Source organism: Sphingobacterium sp. ML3W (genome assembly GCF_000747525.1).
GTDB lineage: Bacteria > Bacteroidota > Bacteroidia > Sphingobacteriales > Sphingobacteriaceae > Sphingobacterium.
This window is the reverse complement of sequence record NZ_CP009278.1, coordinates 2,761,760-2,783,646: the sequence shown is the minus strand read 5'-3', so window position 1 is coordinate 2,783,646 and position 21,887 is coordinate 2,761,760. Positions and strand designations below refer to the sequence as shown.

General features: G+C 35.7%; 15 protein-coding genes. 12 read left to right on the top strand and 3 right to left on the bottom strand.

Annotation, left to right across the window (positions count from 1 at the left end; genetic code table 11):
- Nucleotides 1-9 precede the first annotated feature (9 nt).
- From KO02_RS11835 to KO02_RS11825, 3 genes are read right to left on the bottom strand one after another with little or no spacing between them, the layout of a single operon-like run.
- On the bottom strand, nt 10-183 hold the full coding sequence (locus tag KO02_RS11835; RefSeq protein WP_038698557.1) for a histone H1: 174 nt from the start codon (nt 181-183) through the stop codon (nt 10-12).
- A 22-nt stretch (nt 184-205) separates the two neighbouring features.
- Complete coding sequence (locus KO02_RS11830; RefSeq protein ID WP_038698555.1) at nt 206-478, bottom strand: co-chaperone GroES family protein; 273 nt, start codon at nt 476-478, stop codon at nt 206-208.
- A gap of 17 nt (nt 479-495) precedes the next feature.
- Entirely contained in the window at nt 496-690 is a 195-nt protein-coding gene (locus KO02_RS11825) for a helix-turn-helix domain-containing protein (protein ID WP_038698553.1), read from the bottom strand.
- Between the two features lie 98 nt (nt 691-788).
- Here KO02_RS11825 and KO02_RS11820 point away from each other — a divergent pair, with 98 nt between their 5' ends.
- The 12 genes from KO02_RS11820 (at nt 789) to KO02_RS11765 (ending at nt 21,884) form a co-directional block, all read left to right on the top strand.
- A complete protein-coding gene (locus KO02_RS11820) occupies nt 789-1,991 on the top strand; it encodes a hypothetical protein (RefSeq protein ID WP_038698551.1) in 1,203 nt (400 codons plus the stop codon).
- A 34-nt stretch (nt 1,992-2,025) separates the two neighbouring features.
- On the top strand, nt 2,026-3,477 hold the full coding sequence (locus KO02_RS11815; protein ID WP_038698549.1) for a hypothetical protein: 1,452 nt from the start codon (nt 2,026-2,028) through the stop codon (nt 3,475-3,477).
- A gap of 154 nt (nt 3,478-3,631) precedes the next feature.
- Entirely contained in the window at nt 3,632-4,801 is a 1,170-nt protein-coding gene (locus KO02_RS11810) for a hypothetical protein (protein ID WP_038698547.1), read from the top strand.
- Nucleotides 4,802-4,831: 30 nt separating this feature from the next.
- Entirely contained in the window at nt 4,832-5,503 is a 672-nt protein-coding gene (locus KO02_RS11805) for a hypothetical protein (RefSeq protein ID WP_038698545.1), read from the top strand.
- Nucleotides 5,500-6,111, top strand: coding sequence for a hypothetical protein (locus tag KO02_RS11800; RefSeq protein ID WP_038698543.1), 612 nt, complete (start codon nt 5,500-5,502; stop codon nt 6,109-6,111). Before KO02_RS11805 ends, KO02_RS11800 begins: the two co-directional genes overlap by 4 nt.
- A 32-nt stretch (nt 6,112-6,143) precedes the next feature.
- Nucleotides 6,144-6,875 (top strand): hypothetical protein, encoded by a 732-nt coding sequence (locus KO02_RS11795; RefSeq protein WP_038698541.1) that lies wholly within the window; start codon nt 6,144-6,146, stop codon nt 6,873-6,875.
- Nucleotides 6,876-6,877: 2 nt separating this feature from the next.
- A complete protein-coding gene (locus KO02_RS11790) occupies nt 6,878-11,128 on the top strand; it encodes a DUF5977 domain-containing protein (RefSeq protein ID WP_038698539.1) in 4,251 nt (1,416 codons plus the stop codon).
- Entirely contained in the window at nt 11,125-12,036 is a 912-nt protein-coding gene (locus KO02_RS11785; protein WP_038698537.1) for a hypothetical protein, read from the top strand. The genes KO02_RS11790 and KO02_RS11785 overlap by 4 nt, the downstream gene beginning before the upstream one ends.
- A 2-nt stretch (nt 12,037-12,038) precedes the next feature.
- Nucleotides 12,039-12,431, top strand: a complete 393-nt coding sequence (locus KO02_RS11780) for a hypothetical protein (RefSeq protein ID WP_051959893.1) — start codon at nt 12,039-12,041, stop codon at nt 12,429-12,431.
- The gene (locus KO02_RS11775; RefSeq protein ID WP_038698535.1) at nt 12,428-13,156 is read left to right on the top strand and encodes a hypothetical protein; all 729 of its coding nucleotides are present in this window, start codon (nt 12,428-12,430) and stop codon (nt 13,154-13,156) included. The genes KO02_RS11780 and KO02_RS11775 overlap by 4 nt, the downstream gene beginning before the upstream one ends.
- A 4-nt stretch (nt 13,157-13,160) precedes the next feature.
- Entirely contained in the window at nt 13,161-14,612 is a 1,452-nt protein-coding gene (locus KO02_RS11770; protein WP_038698533.1) for a hypothetical protein, read from the top strand.
- A gap of 3 nt (nt 14,613-14,615) precedes the next feature.
- Complete coding sequence (locus KO02_RS11765) at nt 14,616-21,884, top strand: LPD38 domain-containing protein (RefSeq protein WP_038698530.1); 7,269 nt, start codon at nt 14,616-14,618, stop codon at nt 21,882-21,884.
- Nucleotides 21,885-21,887 lie beyond the last annotated feature (3 nt).

Below are 21,887 nucleotides of genomic sequence, written 5' to 3'. Positions count from 1 at the left end.
GCATTTTAGTTATGCACTTTTCTTTTTAGCTAGTACTTCATTGCGAATATCTTGAGCAATGGATTTAAGTTTTTGCATGTGATTTCTTACTCTGGTACCAGCAGTTTTATTGCCATTTTCAAATTTTTCATGATCTTGTTTTGCTTCAAGGAATGTTTCCTCTAATTTTTTAAAATTTGTCATTTTGTATAAATTTATTGATGAATTAAATAATTGCGATGATATCGTAATCAAACATTATTTTACATGGAACTCCTTCGTGCTCATAATCAATTCCAGCCCCATCTTTAAAGATTACTTTTTGACCGATATCTAATCCATTTGGGAATACACCTGACGGTTTTACAGTATTTCCAACCAAAGAAATTTCACCTCGATTTATCTGTTTTTTTACAGTTTGAGGCACATAAATACCTGATTCTCTTTTTGTTTCAGATTGAACAGGGGTCACTAAAATTCTACTTCCTATTAATTTCATAATTATCTTATTTTCAATTACTTGTATATATTAAATTGAATGTTGTCTAAAGCTTTCGAAATAGTTTTGATTACATATACCGTAGGATTCTGGTTTTTGCCAGATTCAATTTTAGAGATGGTATCCTCAGATAAACCAGATACAATAGCTAACTCTTTTTGAGTGAATCCTTTTCGTTCTCTTATTTCTTTTATCTGTTTTCCTAACTGCATAAACCCACTCGTATTATAATCTTATTGATATATCAAAAGTAAGGAATTAGATTTGTAAAAGTTTAGTATAACTAATCTTTTTAAAAAAATAGGCAATTATGGATGGTGGTGTATCTAATGATTTTATGCAAGCGGTAGTTAATGGTACTGTTGGGGTGTATAATGAACAGCAAGCAGCAGCTTCTGAAGAAGGTGATGGTGCAGAAAGAAATGAAGCAGCTGTAGGAAATTCTGAAGAAACTAAGCAAGCAGCAACCACGGAGGTTGTTAATGCGGCTGTAACTGAAGAAAACATAACTAAAGAAAGTACCCATACCGCAGCAGGTACTGAAGCGTCAGTAACGGCTTCTTTAGATGAGGGACAATTTATCGCTACGATTAGCGGTGGAAAGTTTTCTAATAAAGAAGAATTAACGGCATTCATCAGTAAAGGTGATCAGTTTACGAGCTTGGAAAGTCGCGTAGCTGAACTTCAAACTGAAAACAAAAGTTTAATAGATAATCAACCAAAATTTGCAAACGACTACGTGTCGAAGCTAAACAATCTTATCGCTAGCGGTGCAAGTGAAAGTCAAATAGGCGCATTCAACATGTTGAATAAGTCTGGTGACTTAAAGTCCTTGGATCCATTAGAAATAAGAAAAATGGCACTGGTACTACAGAATGGTATCACGGCAGAAGATGCTGAAATCTATTTGCGTTCGAAGTATTCTCTAGATGAGGATCTACATGATGCAGTTGCTGTACAGCAATCTAAGGTGACCCTAAAGATAGATTCTGTTGCTGATTTGAATTACCTAGAGCAGCATCTAGCTACATTGTCAGAAACACCGGCTTTTGAAAAGCCTAAAACTGCAGAACAGCAACACGCAGATGCACAAGCTCAACAATCTGCATATTTGAAAACTTCTACTCCTTATTTGAAGCAAGTGGTTGATGGATTTGGCGGTATTAAAGGCGTAAGTATTAATGGAAAGAGCGGAACAGATGCTCTAACTATCGATATGCCGATATCTGATACAACAAAAGGTCAACTCAATCAAGTGGTACAAAATTTCGCTGTCAATAATCAAATTGATGTTAACAGTGCAGAAGGAAAGCAAGCCATTGAAGGATTTATGTCTAATGTAGTGAAGATGATGGAATATGAAAACAATATTATCCATGCATATAACTCTGGGCAAAAATCAATGGCAGAAAAGTATCATAATCCATCTAATATCGAGCGAACAGCTGATAAAGAGGTGAAGGATGCAAATGATATGAGTAAGGCTATGGCATTCGTGGTGAATAACAGCTAACAAAAGTCATTAACAAATTTAAAACAATAGTAAGATGGCAGCACCAGCTTATAATTATGGAAATATGCCTACAGCGGTAGGCGGAGTAGCATCAGAACAACTGTTTACTGCTTATCAATTTACGCAAGATAACCCTCAGTTCCGTAGACAACTCATGGATAAACATCCGAGATTGAAAAAGAACTTTTTCTCAATGTTAAAAGAATTAGGGTTAGGTACGCGAGCTTCAGGCCCTGAAATGGGTCATTTTGAAAAAGACTGGCCAATTAACAATTTTGCTATTGGTGGTATTATTACTGCTCCGTCAGGTCCGGGTCAACCAGGAGTATACGCATTGGACGCAGGTTCGATGATGACTTCTAATTTCCCAGGTGTTGGCAATGTGAGATTCTCCTATCCAAGTGAACGCGATATTGTTTATTTACCAAACAATAAATCTGCATTTCTTGTGAAGAAGGATACAACTGTAAATCCTCATCAAATCACTTTAAAGCCTTTGAATGAGGATGATACCTTAGTTGGGGTTATTACAGCTGGAGGACGTTATTTCATTGGTGATAATGCAAGTCCTGAGGGTAGTGGTTCGGTAGAAAGTAAAGTGTCTAGATACTTTAAATATACCAACGAGTTTCAAATCTTTAAATCAAAATTTGGCATTACAGGTACGGCATTAACAAACCAATTACCTTTCAAAAATATCGAAGGTCAAGAAGGTTCTTTTTTAATCGAGGGTACTTCTGATAGTGAAGCTTTACAAATGTGGCGTATTTCTAAAGGCTTGTTTTTTGGTCAAACATCTAATAATCTTACTGGATTTTCTGAAGGTATGGGTCATGATGTACAGATCAAGACAACTCAAGGAATGGATCAATATGTAGAACAAGAAGGACATATTATGCCAACTACTCCAGGAACATTTGGAATAGAAACGTTAGATGCAACAGATGAAATTCTTACACGTGAACGTGCAGGTGCTGATGTATATTTAATGCCAATGGGGTATAACTTATTCCAATCTTGGAATAATAATATGATTGATTTTTCAAAAGACAATTGTTTTCCTTTTGTAAAAGGTTCATTCCAGAATAGCCCACTTTTCAGCGAAACAGATGGTAACGATCACTTCTTGTGGTTAGATTTTGCCGGAGTTCGTAAGAATGGTCGTACATGGCTGGCAAAACATTTCTCGGAATTGGATGAGCAAATGGGAGCTGGTACAGAAGGATATAGCTGGAAAAATACTGGTTATGCTTTGCCTGTAGACATGTTTGAAAATAAAGGAGGTACAAATCCTAAACAATCTTGTATCGGATATGAGTATAAAGCTCTAGGAGGATACAGTAGAGAGTTTGAAATGTATGAACATGGTGGAGCTGGTCCTATCAAAAAAACAAGCGGTATTGATGCCATGAATTTGGAATGGCGTTCTGAAATCGGAGGTCACTTTGGATTGGGTAACCAATGGGTTAAGTACAAGCCAGTATAATAATTGCAAACCACACAATGCTATATATGCCTGAGTGCTGAGGGGGTAGTTCCCCTTGGCACTTTTTTCAGTTTAAATTTAGTTGTTGATGTGGAGCTAACTCGTAACAAAATAATTTGTGTGAAATATTAAAAAAAGCTAAAAAAATAAAGGCATGGCAGCGATTTATATAGACGATCAAAAAGTTGGTTTAAAGAAAGTGTTTGAGGAATTGGGTATTGAAAATAATCTTCCTCAGAATGTAAGGCAACGTGTGTTTGAATTACGAAATATTGTAAAAGATAAATTGAATGGAGGTGTACGTATGCCTCGATCAATAGGTGGAGTACCAGAATTTGTTGTGTTTTCGAAAAAACATGGCCATACCGTAAAGATTCGTTATGCTAATTCGCAAACTCCAAGAAAGGATAAAGACCCCTTGTATCAACCAATATTATTAAGCTTAATACCTAATGAATTAGGACAGGTTGAAATACAAGATGATGTAACATTTGTATTTTGGTATCTGCATCCACTTCATGAATTCAGTCCTTTTAGAGATAAAAAAGCTGGTTTCGATTTTAAGTATCTTAACAAGGACGGTATAGCGGCCCAAGAGGTCACAAAAGAAGAATATACCATAAATGCCTTATCTATTATTCTTGGTGATAAAGCATGGAATACAATTCGTTTACGGCAATTTGCTAAGGGGCTACGTATGGCAGGTGTAGATGACTTGACTGATATGGAGTTGAAAAAATCATTGATGGATTTGGCAAAGAAAGATCCAGTAGGTTTCTACTCAAAAACTCAGGTATCAGATTATCAATTCGAAGGATTTATCCAAGATGCTATAGATAAAGGTATTTTGGAAAGAAAAACAATCAATGGTCTGGAACGATGGTATTTGGTTGGAGAAGAGATATTACCAATTCAATATGGTGCTGATGCACAGAAAGCACTATCTGACTACATTGCATTGAACACAAAAGAATTGATTCCTAAGATCAAAAATGCTTTGGTAGGCGAAACAAAATCTTCTGTCTTAAATACCCCAGAGAATAAGTCCTTGATTATGGATTTGGATACTCTTGCTAAAGTTGATACTACTTTATATGAAGATCAAGCTCATGGGAAAAATGTATTGAAAATCAATGATAGTGTTAATCGCGTCGATGAAGATGAACCATTTCGTAAGCGTATAGCAGAACAATTGGTAAAGCGCCAAAATGCCGCAGATAAGGGAGAAAAACTACACCCTCAAACCGAACAATGGTTTGTCGATAATCAAGATGCTATTACATACTATTTAGAAAATTATAGCAATAAAGAGACTGAAAAGTAGAAAATTGTTATGTCAGATTAATCAAAAAATATGATTTCAATATTGACTATATGGAACCGTGTCAAGGACTACGCTAAGAAAGATCAAGGCGGCCGTGACACGGTTTTTGATTTTAATGGTAAGGTGAATGATTCACAGCAAGAGGCTTTGGATATGTTATTACCTTTTATGGAGACAAACGATCGGGTGAAAGAGATTTTACAACCATTTATAGAGATTATGATTGGTGAAACAGATGATGATGGTTTAATCGTGAGACCCCCGGGAATTTCTAAATTTTTATCTATGGAAGTAAATGAGATTGCTTGTTATCCTGTTGAATATAATGAAATCGTTGTTCTCAAGAAAATTCCACAGCGTAAACCATCCTTAGATAATGAGATGACTTACTATTTGCAAATGGGTAAAAATATGCAATACTATCCAGAAGAAAAAGTAAACTATAAAGGTGTTTATATCTCTAAAATAACCTTAGCAAAACTAGTCATGATCTATGACGAGGTAAACGGTGAAATCATACAATCTATAGATGCTGTCGAAACTGTGAACTTAACGTGGGACGAAAATGCTTACAATTTGCTACTGAATCTGGTATTGGAAAAATATGGCATTTCTAGTAGGGAGATGGTCTTAGCTGAATATGCTAAACTGGGTGTTCAAACGGCGTTGGCAGGACCTATAACTAATGTTAATGAACGATGATTAAGGGTGAAATAATTGGACAGGTATTACTTCGTATGTCTGGAGGTAGGCCAAATACTGATATGTCAGTACGCTATAATGATGTCGCTGTTTTAATTGCGCCTTGCGTTAATTATCTCTACACTAAGCAATATTATCTGGAGAAATCTCAGGAAGATGGGAATAAAGATGTAAACCCACTGATGTTGCAAACATATGAGATGAAGGTCCTATATGATGCTAAACGTAATCGTAAGTATAGTAATCTTCCGGCTAAGCCCATTACTTTGCCATCTGGCAGATCTATCGATTTTATTGGTTCATATCAAGGAAAGGGATATATACCTATTAGTTCGCAGGATCTAGATTTAGAAGAATATTATGCATGTTTTAAAAAGTCTCTCACAAGTTACTATTTGGAGGGGTCTAAAATATGGTATTATAATTCTCCTCCGTTGGTAGATGATGCAATTGTGAAGATGATTGTGAGCGCGGATAATTTAGGTGATGATGATGAAGTAAATGTACCAACAGGAACAGAACCGGAACTGTTGCAAATGCTATTTGAAATGATGACAGGGCAAAGAGAATTGCCAAGTGATCCTATAAATGATGGCCAGGAGAAGTAAGGGTAAGTAAATTTAATTAAAATACATTCGGTATGGCAACATTTAAGACAGATAAATTAATCCGAGAATTGTGTAAAGAAACGGGAGGTTTGCGTAAGTATAATTCCATGCTTGGTTTTTTACTTTTGGGAATAAAGGATTTATTAATATTTACAGTACCATTTTTTAGAGAACAAGAGGTAAAGGTGAATCGGTTTAATTCCGTGCCTTGGCCGAAGGATTGTATTCAACCATTAGCTTTAGGTATAAAGTGCAATGGACGTATAATGGCGCTGGATGTAGATGCTTCTATTATGTCTGGGAATCATACTGCAGCACATAAATCTGTCAGTAACTACGAAAATGATATTGATGCTTTTTATAGTGGAAATACGGATTTAGGAAGATTGAATGTTACTAGCGCTGGACTTGGTGAGTGGTATGGTTACGATGGAAATTATAATTCCTTGGGCTATGTCAATCATGATAAAAATTCAAGACTTAGTCATATTGTTGGTCGAGTAAGAACTGGGGATTGTCTTGTCATGTATTACAAATCAGATGGTCTAGAAGATTGTCCTGATGAGTTACCATCAGAAATAGAATCTGCATTGGTTTACTTTATGCTGCATCGGCATGAGTTGACTAACAGACCAACAATTGCAGAAATTCATCGCAAGAATTATAAAGAGGAAGTGATGCGATTACGCAAATTTTATCAGAGTGGCTCTATAGATGATTGGGTGTCAGCAATAAGAAGTAATAGTAAATCAAGTCCGCGATAGTTATGGCAGAGGAAAATAAAATAATTGCTATCAATACCTTTGAAGGTGGTCAAAATACAGATATTGCAGATGAATTAATTCCTGCTAATCAGGTTCGTTATTACTTTAATTGTTTGGTATTATCAAGTGGTGAGGGAAAATATGGTATTGTAACTAATTTAAAGGGAAATGAATTGGTTCGTACTCCATTGGCGGAAGGTGAGAATAAATGTATCGGTTCATGTAGTGATGAAGAGAATAATAAAGTTTATTTTGCCATCTGGAATAGTGCGGGATTTCATAGTTGGATGATGTTTTCGGAAGTCGATCGAAATATTGTAAAGGTCATCGAGTGCAAATCAGATACTCGAGGAAATGAAATATGGAAATGGAAGAAAACTGATAAAATTATTCATATAGACGTATATCATGGTAATCTTCTTTATTGGGTATTAGATGGCCCTTGGAAATTAAATATAAACAAATGCCTAGATAAATCTAATACTGGGTATGGTGATGAAATATTAGAAGAATATACAAGGGCATATAAGCAGACAGCAATTTATGCTCCTAAAGCTAGTTACTCAACAAATCCAGCAATTCCTTACAATCTACTTTATGGTTCACAATATAAATTTGCACAACGATTTGTATATGATGATTTTGAAAAATCAAATCATAGTGATTTTAGTAATGTAGCTATCGCTGAAAATGAGTCAAATCAAGGAAGTGATTCTGTTTCAAATACTAACAACTGTTTGGATATCCAAGTTGAAACAGGAAATGCTTTGGTAACTGATATTGAGATTGTAATGATGAAGACTTTACCGGAAGGAAATTTATCCCCCTGGTATTTAATTGCGGTAATCAATAAAGCTGAATTGGGGATTGGAGATAACGCTTCCTACACTTATAAATTTTATAATGATGGTACTTATCTAGATGTTGATCAAGCAAAAGTTACTAGGGCCCATAGTTATATGCCTAAATATCCACAATGTCAGTCACTGGTTAGGAATGCATTGATTTATTCAAATTCAGTTGAAGGTTTCGAATCAATATTACCTGCAGTTTCTTTTAGTGTTGAATATCAAAATCTTTTTGATGATGGTATTTATGAAACTGAAATGAATAAGCCATTTATTGGCATAAATGGATATACCTATTCTGAACGAAGCTGGTTTAAAGAATGGGTACACTCGATTATGACGGTTACTATAGGACCAGATGTGAAAAAGGGTAACATATTTATATTAAAGTCTGATGGAGCTGTCACAAAACCAAATTTTGAGTATAAAGCAAGTGCTATTGATGATAATCGATCTGTTGCTAATTATTTAGTTAGTCAAATACAAAAAGCTAGTCGATTTCAGTCCGTAAGCGCTGTTACAGGTGGATCTGGAAATACAGTAGAATTTACTTTTGACTATATGCATGAAGTTAATAGTCATTCTAAACCATTCTTTGTATCCGCGAGCCCAGTTCTTTATAGTGTACTAAAAGACTATGGTCAAAATTTACGAACTTTCAAGTTAGGATCTTCACGAAATTTTGCTGTACGATACTATGATGAAGATGGCCGTAAATCGAACTATTATATTTCACATAATATGAATGTTAAGTTTGATCCAATAAATAATTTTGAAGCTGCAAAATTATCTGTTGTAACAGCTCATATTTCACATAGACCGCCAGTATGGGCCAAGTATTGGGAATTATTGATAGGGCCAGATTTGACTTATAATAATGGATATTTTATTCAATTACTGATTCAGAAGGTAGTTGAATTTAAGGCTATTGATAGCGGTAATGGTGGTGAAAGTTATTTAGATTTGGTAATTGGTAGCTTGTTTACCTATCAGAAAATTCATCCAAATACCATACTTAAATATAATTTTAAAAAAGGAGATCGTCTTCGGTTGATAAAGACAATAGATGTTGAAAGTCCAACAAAAGTTGAAAATTATTATGATTTTTTTGAAACTGAGATTCTTCAGTATAAAGATGAAGTCATTGAAGAAGTAAATGATGTCATCAAAACCAATGGTACAAATACAGTAGAAACGACCACAGTAGATAATAATCATATTGGATTGATAATATCAATTGATGGTGTTGAAAGAACTATTGTACAAGTAACAAATAATGGTTACGTATTAGATCGTTTGATGCCGGAAAGCAAAAGTTTTCCAAGTTTTCAAATTATCAATAGAAACGGTATCATTCGTATAAAAAAACCAAATGCACCTAGTATAATCAATTTTTCTGTTGTTGAGGTTTTTACTCCATCCTTAAATGCGGAATCTCTGGGCCTAGCAGCATTTTATGAGTTTGGGCATAAGTATCCTATCCTAAATTGGGGAACTGATTTACGAATGCATGGAGGTAATTTTCAACAACAAACTGAAACTGAACCTGCTATTATCAAAGTTAGTAATGGGATGTCTTATATACGGAAGAGAGAAATGCCGGTGACTAATTCGGTTAAAAATGCAAATGGAGTTGTTTCTACAGTGGAAGATCCTTCTTTTTCGGACTATTATGATAGTTCACTATATGATACAGGAAGACCTGTAGCAAAGGACGATAAGACAGGTATAGTGAATTTTATCGATCGTTGTCGCTATTCTAACAATACAATAGAAGATACAAAAATTAATGGATTCAACGATTTTGATAACCTTGATCGAGTGGATTATAATGATAATAGTGGGGGGATAATGCGAACAGTTGCTGGTGATGGAAAACTGTTTGTGTTTAAAGAATTGAAAAGTGGGTGGTCTCCGGTATATGGTCGTATTATTAGAGATCAGTCCGGTCAATCTCAATTGGGACTTTATGATAAGATATTGAGTCCAAACTTAGAGTATTATTCTTTTGATGGAGGAATTGGTCGTCATCCTGAAGCGTATGTGAAAAATGAGAATAATCATTATTTTTTAAGTCCTGGGACTATGTCAATTTGTCGAGTTGGTGGAAATGGTGTTGATCCAATTTCTGAAATTTACAGTTTAGATACAGAGACACGTCAAGTATTGCATGATGCTTTGAAGAGTAATGCACATATTAACATTGGTTATGATCGTGCTAATCGGAGTGTGATGGTAGGTGTGTCTGATTATAATATTATTGTTTATGATTCTTATTTTAATGAGCAAACATGGAAAATTAATAATGATATCAGTGGGCTTCCTACAGAAATACAAATTGTAAATATGCCGGAACATGGAATTGCAACTGTAGATGGTCGAGATATTTTGTATGAATCTGATTTAGATTATGTAGGGAATGATGAACTGACATACCGGGCATATATTTCTGGAGAGTGGACTGAAGCGATAGTGATGCAGTTATATGTTGAATCGGCAGAAGTATTGACATATACAAATGATGAGCAAAAGCAAACATTTTATAAGCAATGTCCAAATGGGAGAGGAAGTGCAGTAGAATATGTAATTGAAGTAGGAAAATATCAAGGAACAAGTAAAGAAGAAGCGAATAATCTAGCAATCCAAGATTTAGTAAGTAATGGACAAACTTATGCTAATACAAATGGTACCTGTATCTATGTAAATGTAAGGCAAAGTATAAGTTTTACAAAGAACAATTGTGCTGACAGTGGAGAAGGGTCTGTGATTAATATGGTTGCAAATGAAGGACACTTTACGTCATTAATTTCTGAAGAAGATGCTAATAGTAAGGCTATAAATTATCTGAACGTAAATGGTCAAACATATGCAAATACAAATGGATTTTGTACGTGGGAAAATGACGAGAAACAAGGGGTTTATTATAGAACGAACTGTAATGAAGGTACAACGCCTGAGCCATATACCTATATTGTAATAGCTGGAAAGTATAAAAGTCAAGTTTCAAAAATAGCAGCAAATAATCTAGCAGAAGTTGATATAGAGGAAAATGGACAATTAACGGCTAATGCAAATGGAGTATGTACACTTATGGTTTCGATTAGATTTGGATATTGGGAAACTGAGGGTAATACCAGCAGAAGTTTTGAAAACTCAAAATTAGCAAAAATAAATGCTGTGGAATATGATATTGAATTTGATAGTACAGGCGCTATCGATCAATACATTGGGATACGCGAACCCATATCTTCTCCTGTTAAAAATAAATGGAAACTTACTGGTGGAACACAACAGAATGTAATAGATGAGTTTACGATCGTAGAGGAAAATGGTTATCGATACTATTTTAGTATAGTGACTTTCTTTACAATTGAGGTAAAAACCTTAACTTTATCAGTATCATGAGTACAATAATTGTTCAAAACATGGGAATAAACCGAATTCCGGTTACAGCTGATTTAGAAAGCACTGGTTGGTCTATTTCGAATGGATCATTAGTTCATAAGTCTGGTAAGTCTGGTTTTGCAATAAATATGGACCTTAGTGTAGTTAAAGACATTTCATATACCATTCGATATACAATTAAAGATTTTGTTTCTGGAGAAGTATTTATAATTGTAGGTGGGACGGGCGGAAATATCCGAACTTCCAATGGGACATATGAAGAAACAATCCTATCTGGTAGCGATGGTTCAATCTCTTTTTTTTCGAGCGGTGAGTTTAGTATAACTAATCTATCTATTGTTAGCGGCACCGCTTTAGGGGAGACTCTGGTATTTTCAGAAAAAGGTTTAAAGTGGGTAGGAAGTTATGGGTTTGTACCTGATGAGTTTATACGATATAAAGGTTTATTGTTTTCGTATCATAATGGTGCTATGTATGAGCATAATATATCCAACATAAGAAATGAATTTTATGGAACGAAATATCCATCTAAAATACGTTTTATTTCCAATAAAGATTATCCAGTAAATAAAGTCTTTTTCGGGATTAAAATTGACTCAGTGGGTACTTGGCAAGTTGACTTGGTTAAAACTAATAAAACTGATCAATTTCCAAATGGTATGCAGAGTAGATTGCCCAAAAAAAATATTAAGCTTTTGGATGGTAAATATTGGGCTGATTTCTTCCGAGATATGAATGATCCAGCATTTGCAAATATTATAGATGAAAAACAACGTGAGCTTACAGCACTCAATGATGGACGTATTTTACAGGGAAATTATTTAGAAATTCAAATGAGTTGTGATACTGATGAAGAAATGAAATTAATATCAGTTTCTGTTTATTCATCTGAAGTAGGGAGGAATTAGTTATGAAAAATGATCGATTAGAAACTTTAGGAAAAATACATGCTTTTGAAGAGTTGGTAAGCATGTGTGATCAAGTATTATGCCCGATTAGAGATCGTTTTGTCGGTAAAATGTATATACGAGAATGCACTATGCCAGCTAGGACTATGGTAGTTAGTAAGATGCATAAAACAGAACACCCCTTTGTAATATCACAAGGAAAAATATCAGTATTTACTGAAGATACAGGATGGGTATTGATGGAAGCTCCTTTTACGGGAGTTACTATTCCAGGAACAAAACGGATTTTGTTTGCGCATGAAGATACGGTATGGACAACATTTCATGTAACAGACAAAACAACGGCTGAAGAAGTCGAAAAAGATATAATTGTACATAAAGAACTTGAGATATGAGTTACGTAATGGCTGGAGCCACTATTTTAAGTGTAGGGACAAAGATAGGATCTGGTATTAGTCAAAAAAATCAAGCTAATAAATTAGCGGCTGCTAATAAATTGGCATCCTATGAAGTACCTGGAGAAGTGAAAAATGCAACTAATATTGCTGAACGTCAATATCTGAATGGCCTACCTGGCTTAGAAAGTGCAAAAGCTGATATAGATCGTGGCGGAGCTAATGCTTATGCAAAGGCTAGTGAGGCTTCTACATCAAGTAATGATTTATTGGATAGTATAGCGAAGATACAAGAATCGCAGAACAATGCCTATAATGATCTAGGGACGCAATCAATGGGATTAAAGATGAAAGCGGCTGATGCATATCAAGAGGCATTATTGAGACAGGCACAATTTGAAGACAAGAAATATCAAATGAATGAGTATGACCCCTATATGCGTAAAGCCAATGCTGCTGCTTCTATATATGGGGCTGGCCAAACTAATATTTCTTCGGGATTGGATGGTTTTGCAAATATTGCTATGGGATTAAGTACTCAACTCGCAAATAAGAAAGCTCTAGATGCATTTGGAAATACTGGATTTACTGTTAAACCTAGTACTGTAATGGGGGTATCTAGTAAACCTCTTAATGAAATGAAGTCTAGTGGTGTAACTGCTAACACTTCATTGAATTCAGCAACAGAAGCGGCTGCTTCTCTTTTACGCAACTATAAGTTTTAAATATATGAATGAGGGAATAATAGAAGGAATGATGGGTAATGCTACTGGCCAAATAGGTCAGGGGCTTGCGTATGTATTACCAGAAACGAAGTCTGACAAATTTTTTCTTCAGCAAAGTATTGAGAGTAGGGATAATATGTATAAGCAATTGCTTCAGCAAGATAAAATGCGGCAAGAAAGATCTGCTTTAATTGATAAAACTATTCGTGATAAATATAATAGTCCTGATAATTGGACTCCTTTCAATAATACTGTAAGAGATAAATGGGGTGCATGGAATCAAGAAGCGGTTGCTTTAAAAGCTAAGGGAATTGATCCTACTAATGATCCTAATATGCTCAAAAAATATGATGAGATTACACGTACGGCCAAATATTCAAATGATTTAAAAGAGCAATATGTAAGACTTCAAAATGCAATGCTAAATAATCCAGATAAGTACGATGGAATTGAAATGAAGCGCGTACAAGATGAATATGATGAATTAATGCGTAATCCTACAACTTGGTATGATCAAGGAAAACGTTTCTCTAATATGAAAGCTAAGGATCCTTCATTTGATGATTTATTGAAGGGAATGAAAGGAGCTGAACTAAAAAATAATGATGGTACGTGGGAGACTGTTGCAGCTGATATTAATGGAAATAAATCGCAGGTTCTGGCAAAAATAATGGCTGATCCTCAGAAATGGACTGGTCCAGCGATGCAACAATTTGGTGTAAATACTGGTGTTCTTCCTTATTTTATGGGTGATAACATACCTACTGATGATGCGAGTATCCGAAAGATGACTGAAGGAATTATGAATTCTTCAAGCAAGGAAGCTTTTTTAGAAAAGGCCAACATAGCTAATGATGATCATGCAGGTGAGCGTTTGTATGAAGAGATAACCAAAACAAATAAAGGATACGATAATATGATTAGCACGCTTGCTAGTGGTTTGAATGCGGGGGTCGGTAGTGGTAAAAAGCGAGTATACGAGGGTGAGAGAGTGCAATTAGCTAGGGAAGCAGGTTCTCGGGCAAATCAAAGTCTAGCTATTTCTCAAGAAAGATTGGCTTTAGCAAAAGATCGTGCAGTTAAAGATGATAAAAAAGAAGATACACGAGACAAGTTTGTACAAGGTGTACAAGATTGGAATACTGAAGCTTTGAGAAGATTTGATAGTGCCTTGTTTGAAATCGAAGTTGGTGGAAAACAAGCCAGCCGCACTTTATCTCGAGATGGAAAGCAAATGATCGTTCGTGTTCCAGTAAAATCTAAGGATAAGGTAGGTAATGAAATAGTGACGTATAAAGATTATAAATTTACCAAAGGTGTCAAGAATGAGAATGGCAAACAAATGATCAATCAGATATTAAACAAGTCCAAAGTTTTTGGGAATGAGAAGAGTCTCAAAGTGACTCCTTATGATGATGAGGATGATTTGAGTTTGGGTAGTGCAGACGACTTATAAGAAATGGAAGATAATATATACGAAGGAAATACTGGGGTTGAAGCTATGCCTCAGCAGCAAGAAGATCCAAAAAAGAAATTGTGGTCAGACCTGAATGGTCGAGGAGTATACACTAAAAGCTACGATGATTTTGAAAAACAATTCTCCAATCCAGAAAAGATAGGGAAGTTGTATAACCTTCTTAATGGCAAAAAATTTTATTCTAAATCATTAGAAGATTTTAATGGGAAGTATTTTGGTACAACTAGTTATGATACAAAAGTGTCAATGAGGACAAGTAAAAATGAACCAAGTATGCCAAGTGGAGGAGTATTTCCAGAAGTAAAAGATGATAAAGTTCCAGATGTAGCACCAATAAAAGAAATAGTACCTGCTTCTGCTGTTTTTCCAGATGTAAAATTGGGAGAACCAGGATTAAAGTTTGTTGATAATTCGGTTAATACAGTCAATAAAGATAATATAGATCATACACCGTTGATCAAAAACTTACTGAAAGATAAACTTGTTGATTTCAATAAATATACCAAAGGTAGTTCTTCAGATAAAAGTGTGATCAAAACAGTCATAGCAAAAGAACCTAATAATGATGTGGTTAACCGAGCAGCTCACGAAGTTAAATTTGGTGAATTTGAAACAAAGGCGACTGAGATTTTGCAATCAAAATATCCTGGATCACAAGTAAAGGTCGATTTTCAAAAGTCAAATAAATTGTATAATGATCAAGGAGGTCGTTCGATTAATAGTCAAGCTGATATATTGGCCAAAGGCAATTCTCAATCTCCAGTGTCATTACATAATTTTAATTCAGCAAGGGACTATGTTTTATCTGTTGACGGTAAACCAATTGATGCAGATAAAAATAAGCAACTTTACAAGGATGTATTGTGGAGTGCTTCTAAAGATGTTGGTATGCATCATTTAGAAGATTGGGATGTAGCACATATTTCTCTTGTTGAAGAAGGTAAGGGCACTGCTATGCAAAATCTTAAAGAAAAATATAGAGATCTTTTAGATTCGCCAGAGGCTATTAATACTCTTAAATTCCTTAATGAAAACATTGATAAAAATCCAAAATATAAGGAAATATTGGATTCATTAAATGGTATTTTAAATGAAGCAGAAGTTGGTAACCCTATTATGTCAAATTCTAGTGCAGGAGGATATAAAACATTTGAGGATTTTAAAGAAAATTGGGGGACAGGAGAAGGGGGTAAGTTTCATAAATTAAATGCAGAAGAAATCAAATCTTTGAATTTTGATAGTATTGAAAGATTAAAATCTAATTTCTCGGTTAATCATCCTGATGCAAGGCTATTAGATGAGAATGGTAAAGTATTGGTTGAAGTTAGTGAAAAAGGACTAGGAACAATTAATGAGCCGTTTTTTGGTGACCGTCTGGGTAATGCAGCAATGTCTATTGTGCCTTCATTGCAAAACTCAATTGCTAGTATACCTGAATTCATTTATAACCTACCCTCAACTTTTAGTAATCTGATAGCCGGTGCGGTAGAAAATAATGCTGGTAGGAATGAGTATTCGGATGCTTTAAAAACTAATGGTAATCCTTATCAAGATATGATAAAAATGACTACGAGTGATGAGGAAACTAAACTAAATTATATCAATCCTTTTTATGCGATAGATCAATTTGCTAAAAAAGGTAAGGAAGGAGCTGACTATTATAATAGTAAACTACAATTTAAACATGATGGAATAGAGGGGTCGTTGAAAGCAGGTGATTATGGTGAGGCTGGCGAACAGTTTGCTGTAGGAATTCTTCATGCTATACCCTCGCTAATTCAGATGATTGCAACGGAAGGTATATCTTCTGTAGGAAATCTAGGGGTATTTTCTCGCGCGGCGGTTAATTCAGTTCCATTGATGAATAGTCACTATCAGGAATTGAAAGACCGCGAAGATTTAAGCTATAATCAAAAGATTGGGATGTCAGCAATTGCAGGATTTACTGATTATACTTTAGGGGCAGTTGGCGGTACACAAAAATTGATTCGCGAGAATATCTTTAAATCTATGTCCAAAGATGAGATAGAGAAGATGTCGAGAGGCTTTGTAAGCCGAATGTTATATTCAAATGGAATTGCCCCAGCTACTTTAAGAGGTGGTTTGACTGAGGCGACAACTACGTTGGCAAATAACATAACCAAGGGGGATGATCCCATGCATGGTGTCGTTGATTCATTTATTTTGGGAAGTGCAATGGACTTTGGTTTGGCTAGTGCCCCAAAGGTTGGGAGCTATTTTAAAAATAAAGATGCATCTAAAAAATATGAAGTTCTGCAAACTGAAGTGAACGATTTGAAACGAGATCTTGAACAGCCAGATTTAAACCCGGAAGTTAGTGATATCATTCAACGAACTTTGGAAGAAAAGACAAAAGAAATATCTGAAATTATTGATCAAAATATTGATGATGTTAGTTCATTATCCGAGGATCAGCGTTCTAAAATAGATGCAATTGATAAACGTGTGGAGGGAATAAACGCCCTATTAGAAAGCCCTAATGCTGAAAAGCTATATAGCGAAACAACTCGAAAGACATACCAAGAAGAATTGTCTAATTTGCAAAAGGAACGGGATAATGTTTTAATTGGAAAGGTTGAAGAGGTAAAAGAAAATAAATCAGAACGTAAAGCTATTTCAGAAACTCATGAAGCTGATGAATGGGATGCTTTAATGGCTGGTGGTGCTGAAAAGTTTCGATCTGAAGGCAAGAAGACAGTAAATGGGGTTGAATATACACGCCAAGAGCCAATAGCAGATATGCCAACTGGCAAGTCAGATAAAGTGAAATTTGCTGATGGTGTAGATGTTGATTTTGATTACGTACTAGTCGATGCTAATCAACTTCAACCAGCGCACTCTAACGGAGTGCGTAATCATAATCATTTTGTTCCTGAGGCACAGCCTAAGAATCGTAAAGATGCAGCATCTTTGAAATCCTCAGATGAAATGGCAGCTAAAATTAATGTGCGTGAATTAGGAGATAATACGAATGCTTATTCAGGTGCTCCTGTGATCAATGAACGCGGTGAAGTTATACAAGGAAATAATCGTAGTGATGCAATTCGTAAGCATTATGAAAGTGGTCGAGATAAATACAAGTCTGCTTTAGAAAGTAATGCGGAACAATTTGGGTTGACTAAAGAGCAAGTTCAAGGTCTGGATAAACCTGTATTAGTTCGTCGAGTGAAAGCTTCAGATAGTGATGCAATTACATTAGGTAACTATGAATTTAAAGATATTGAATCAGGTGGTTCTGCAAGAATTAATTCTATAAATGTGTCACGTAGAATGCCAAGGGCAAATAAAGCAAAATTGGTTGAATCTGTTTTTGGTGAAAATACAGAAATGACGATCAATGAAGCTTTGCGTGTGAATGGGAAGCAAGTGGTTGAAGTATTGAAACCGTATCTTAGTGATACGCAGAAAGCGAGTTTATTTAAGCCTAATGGAGAATTTAGGGCAGAGGCGGTAAAAGATATGGAATCATTGATTACACATTTTATGTTTGAAGGTGCAGATGTGTCCGTTTCCGATGCTTATGATGCTCTGCCTTCTCGTACTCAGCAAGGTATAGTCCGATCATTGCCTAAATTATTATCATTACCTGCCTCCAAATCGATATTACCAGAAATGCAAAAAGCTTTTGGATTGGTTCAACAATATAAACAATCGGGAGTTGATTCTTTTGAAGGATGGACTAATCAGGCAGACTTATTTAATGGGAGTAAATCACCTAAAGATCAACATGGAGAAGTAGAACTTATACTCGCAAAATTATTGGCAGATGGTAAGTCGCCTAAGGTGATCTATCATGCGTTGGGTAAGTATGCGAATAAAGTGTCTGACCATGAAGGAGATATGTTTACTCCAAAAACGGAAGGTGCAGCTAAAGAAGTAGGAATTAAAGAACTTAAAGAAAATATCAATGAACAAACAAGTGGAAAACAAATCGTGGAGCAAGGCTCAACTATTACAGGAGGCGATAGCAGAGGCCGAAGCGGAAGAAGCAATGGAAAGCCAGGAGAAGGAGCAAACCTCTTTGATGAAGGAGGAGAAAAATCAGCAGAATCTGGAGGGAAAGTAGCACCAACGGGTATATATGAGCAATCAAATGGAACAGTCGCAAATGAAGTAAGTGCTAAGACAAAAAGTGAAGGAATAACCGAAGCAAATAGCGAACTTAGTCGTAAAAGTGGACTTGTACATGAGCGTGTAAAGCCAGAAATAGGAGATCCAAAGGCAAAGCCAAGAAAGCTCAATGAAATAGCTGCTGATGTGATAAAAGGCTTGAAAGCAACTGTGCTACATGCGAAAAGCAGCCGTCGCGGAGTCGCTGGATCATATCGATCTACGGATACTTTGGTAAAGTTGTCTCGTGCTGGTGATGTTGATACTTTGGCGCATGAATTGGGCCATCTATTGGATGATCGTCATGATGTATTTGGTAGTATACCAGGGGCTGATCGAAGAACTATATATAAAGAATTAGGCTGGTTTGCTGACCGTGGTGGTTCCAATCCATCTGCAAGAATGACTGATGCTCAAAAGATAGAGTATCTGAAACGGGAAGGTATTGCTGAGTATTTTAGAACCAGAATAGCGAATCCTAAAGAAGCTGTTCGACTGGCCCCATTATTTGATAAACACTTCACTGATAAAGTATATGGCGATGCAAAAGTTAGAGAGATATTAGATAAATTCTCTGAAGACTATCGTAATCTGTGGAATGCGCCTAACGGAGAAGTTATGGCTGCCAATATTGAAAGTAGTTCATTACCAGATAAAACAGAATTTCGGAAGTGGTTAGAAAAACATTTTCCTGATAAAAAAGAAGGAATGTTTAATGTGACAGCGTGGGATAAGTTGAAGGTGAATTTCACTAATAGTATGACTATAGCAAATAAAGCTTTTCGGTTTTCTGTGGATGAACTAGGTGATGGAAAGCCATTGCCTATCCATAAACAATTTGATATAATGGCTCGTAATTTTGCTGGGGAAGGAGGTAAAATTAACCACATTTTAGAAAAAGGACTGTTTGATGCTAATGGAAAAATGGTAAAAAGTGCAGATGGTGAAGCAATGACTGTGGAATGGTTGGTAAAAGATTTAGATTCAAGTTCTGAAGGAACACTTCATGGTGAAATGGATGATGTGGTAAATCTCTTAATTTCTGAACGAACATTAGAGTACGCTAATAAATTTGGTCGTAAGGATAATCTTTCGGGTATAGGTGCAGGATTAAAATCGGATTTTGATGTTGCTACTGGTTATTTGATGGATTTTGAACAAATGAAAAAATCTGATGTAATTAAATATGAACGTATTAGAAAGGCCGCAGAAAAGTATCGGGAATATGCTGATACCACTTTACAATATGCAGTTGATAAAGGTCGATTGTCGCAGTCTGAATACGAGGTAATAAAAGAAAACAATCAATTTTATGTTTCCATGAAACGTATAAAAGAATCCTCGCCTCTAGAAGAGCAACTTGGATTTATCTCTAAAAGTGGTGGTGCTTTAGCTTCAGTAAAAGAAGTTATATACAAGGCAAAAGGGGGGACCGACATGATATCCAATCCTTATCAATCTCTTTTGATGAATATGGCAAATATGGTTCGTGAATCTGATCGTAATGAAGTTATTGGAACGTTTATAGAGCCATTGACCGCTAAACGTGCCATGGGAAATGGTGATGCTATTAATTTTGCTCAGATAGCCCATGAAGTAGGAGCGAGTAGTGGTGTTGATCAAGTGATCACTTTTTATAATAAGGGTGTCAAGCAAAGATGGCGCATAGCTGATCAAGATGTATATAATGCGCTAAAAAACTTAGAAGGTATATCTGAGCACCCATTTTTTAAATATGCTTCTATTCCTGCGAAGGTAATTCGTGCTACAGTAACAAATTTCCCTATTTTTGCCGCTAGAAATGCTACACGTGATACAGTAGCACGATTAATTCATTCACGTAGTAATAGTGGAATAAAAGATTTCTTCGGAGCAAAATCATACGAGGATGCATTTCATTTATTTGGTGGGTCACAAGCTGGATTTCACCTTATTGATAAAGTAGATTATAGTCGTAAACTGAGTGATACAGTTCGAGATATAACGAAAAAAGGTGGAATAGTATTGGACCCTCGCAAGGCCTGGTCTGGATATAAAAAATTATTGGAAGGATCTGAAAATCTTAATCGTATGGCAGAGTTTAAAAAGTCCTACGAAAAAGCAATAACTGAAGGGATGAGTGAGCGGGATGCAGGACTATATGCTGCGTTTCAAGCTCGTGATTTGATGGATTTTGCAGTTGCGGGTAATTTCATACGTGAAGTGAATAAGATCATACCATTTACCAATGCAGCTGTACAAGGTTTAGTCCGTACTGCAAAGATAGCTAAAGAAAAACCGGCTGTATTTGCGGCTAAAATATTTATGTATACTGTCGTGCCGACTATTTTGAGTCGGGTAGCTATTGCGTATGGAGGTGATGAAGAAGAATATAAACAATTGCCAGCTTATCAAAGAGATTTGTTTTGGAACTTTAAAGTCCCTGGAGTAAAAAGCTGGATAAGTATGCCAAAACCTTTTGAATTAGCGCTTTTGAGCAATGTGGTAGATCGTAGTTGGGATGTGGCCACGGGAACTGACTCTAAAGATGCTTTTACCGGATTTGGAAATACTGCTGTAGATGCTATGGTGCCATTACATCAGGAAGCGATATTTGGATCTTTCAAACCAATAATTGAAGCAATGACCAACAAAGATACTTTTCGCGATCGAAATATTGTGCCTGTATATGAAGAAGGTCTTGAGAAGGGTCTACGTAAAGGTGAGAGTAAAGCAAGTCGGTTGGGAAAAGGTATTAGTGCGACTATGGGATTGGTTGGTACAGATTGGGATGCTCGAAAAGTAGACCATGTGGTAAAAGGTTATACGACATATGTTGGTGATTGGGCAATGTCACTGTCGGATATAGGTCGAGATGATAGCAAGCATAAATTTGGTGTTTCAAAAACTGGTTTTATGAAGGACTCTCCGGTGATGGATTCAAAATCTGTTAGTCTACTTATGAAAGTTGCAAAGAAAAAGGGAAAAACAAGGAGCAAAGAAGTAAAGTTTATTTACGGATTAATTGATAAATATTACTCAACGGAATCTGAAGATAAGCGAAGAGATATTCAATCAGAAATATGGCGCGAAGCTGATATAATAAGAGAGAAATTTGAAGCTTCGGAAAATAGTGATTAAATA

Bases quoted from the DNA above. Each gene is read 5' to 3' on its own strand.
- KO02_RS11835 (WP_038698557.1), bottom strand. From the start codon at position 183: ATGACAAATTTTAAAAAATTAGAGGAAACATTCCTTGAAGCAAAACAA.
- KO02_RS11830 (WP_038698555.1), bottom strand. From the start codon at position 478: ATGAAATTAATAGGAAGTAGAATTTTAGTGACCCCTGTTCAATCTGAA.
- KO02_RS11825 (WP_038698553.1), bottom strand. From the start codon at position 690: ATGCAGTTAGGAAAACAGATAAAAGAAATAAGAGAACGAAAAGGATTC.
- KO02_RS11820 (WP_038698551.1), top strand. From the start codon at position 789: ATGGATGGTGGTGTATCTAATGATTTTATGCAAGCGGTAGTTAATGGT.
- KO02_RS11815 (WP_038698549.1), top strand. From the start codon at position 2,026: ATGGCAGCACCAGCTTATAATTATGGAAATATGCCTACAGCGGTAGGC.
- KO02_RS11810 (WP_038698547.1), top strand. From the start codon at position 3,632: ATGGCAGCGATTTATATAGACGATCAAAAAGTTGGTTTAAAGAAAGTG.
- KO02_RS11805 (WP_038698545.1), top strand. From the start codon at position 4,832: ATGATTTCAATATTGACTATATGGAACCGTGTCAAGGACTACGCTAAG.
- KO02_RS11800 (WP_038698543.1), top strand. From the start codon at position 5,500: ATGATTAAGGGTGAAATAATTGGACAGGTATTACTTCGTATGTCTGGA.
- KO02_RS11795 (WP_038698541.1), top strand. From the start codon at position 6,144: ATGGCAACATTTAAGACAGATAAATTAATCCGAGAATTGTGTAAAGAA.
- KO02_RS11790 (WP_038698539.1), top strand. From the start codon at position 6,878: ATGGCAGAGGAAAATAAAATAATTGCTATCAATACCTTTGAAGGTGGT.
- KO02_RS11785 (WP_038698537.1), top strand. From the start codon at position 11,125: ATGAGTACAATAATTGTTCAAAACATGGGAATAAACCGAATTCCGGTT.
- KO02_RS11780 (WP_051959893.1), top strand. From the start codon at position 12,039: ATGAAAAATGATCGATTAGAAACTTTAGGAAAAATACATGCTTTTGAA.
- KO02_RS11775 (WP_038698535.1), top strand. From the start codon at position 12,428: ATGAGTTACGTAATGGCTGGAGCCACTATTTTAAGTGTAGGGACAAAG.
- KO02_RS11770 (WP_038698533.1), top strand. From the start codon at position 13,161: ATGAATGAGGGAATAATAGAAGGAATGATGGGTAATGCTACTGGCCAA.
- KO02_RS11765 (WP_038698530.1), top strand. From the start codon at position 14,616: ATGGAAGATAATATATACGAAGGAAATACTGGGGTTGAAGCTATGCCT.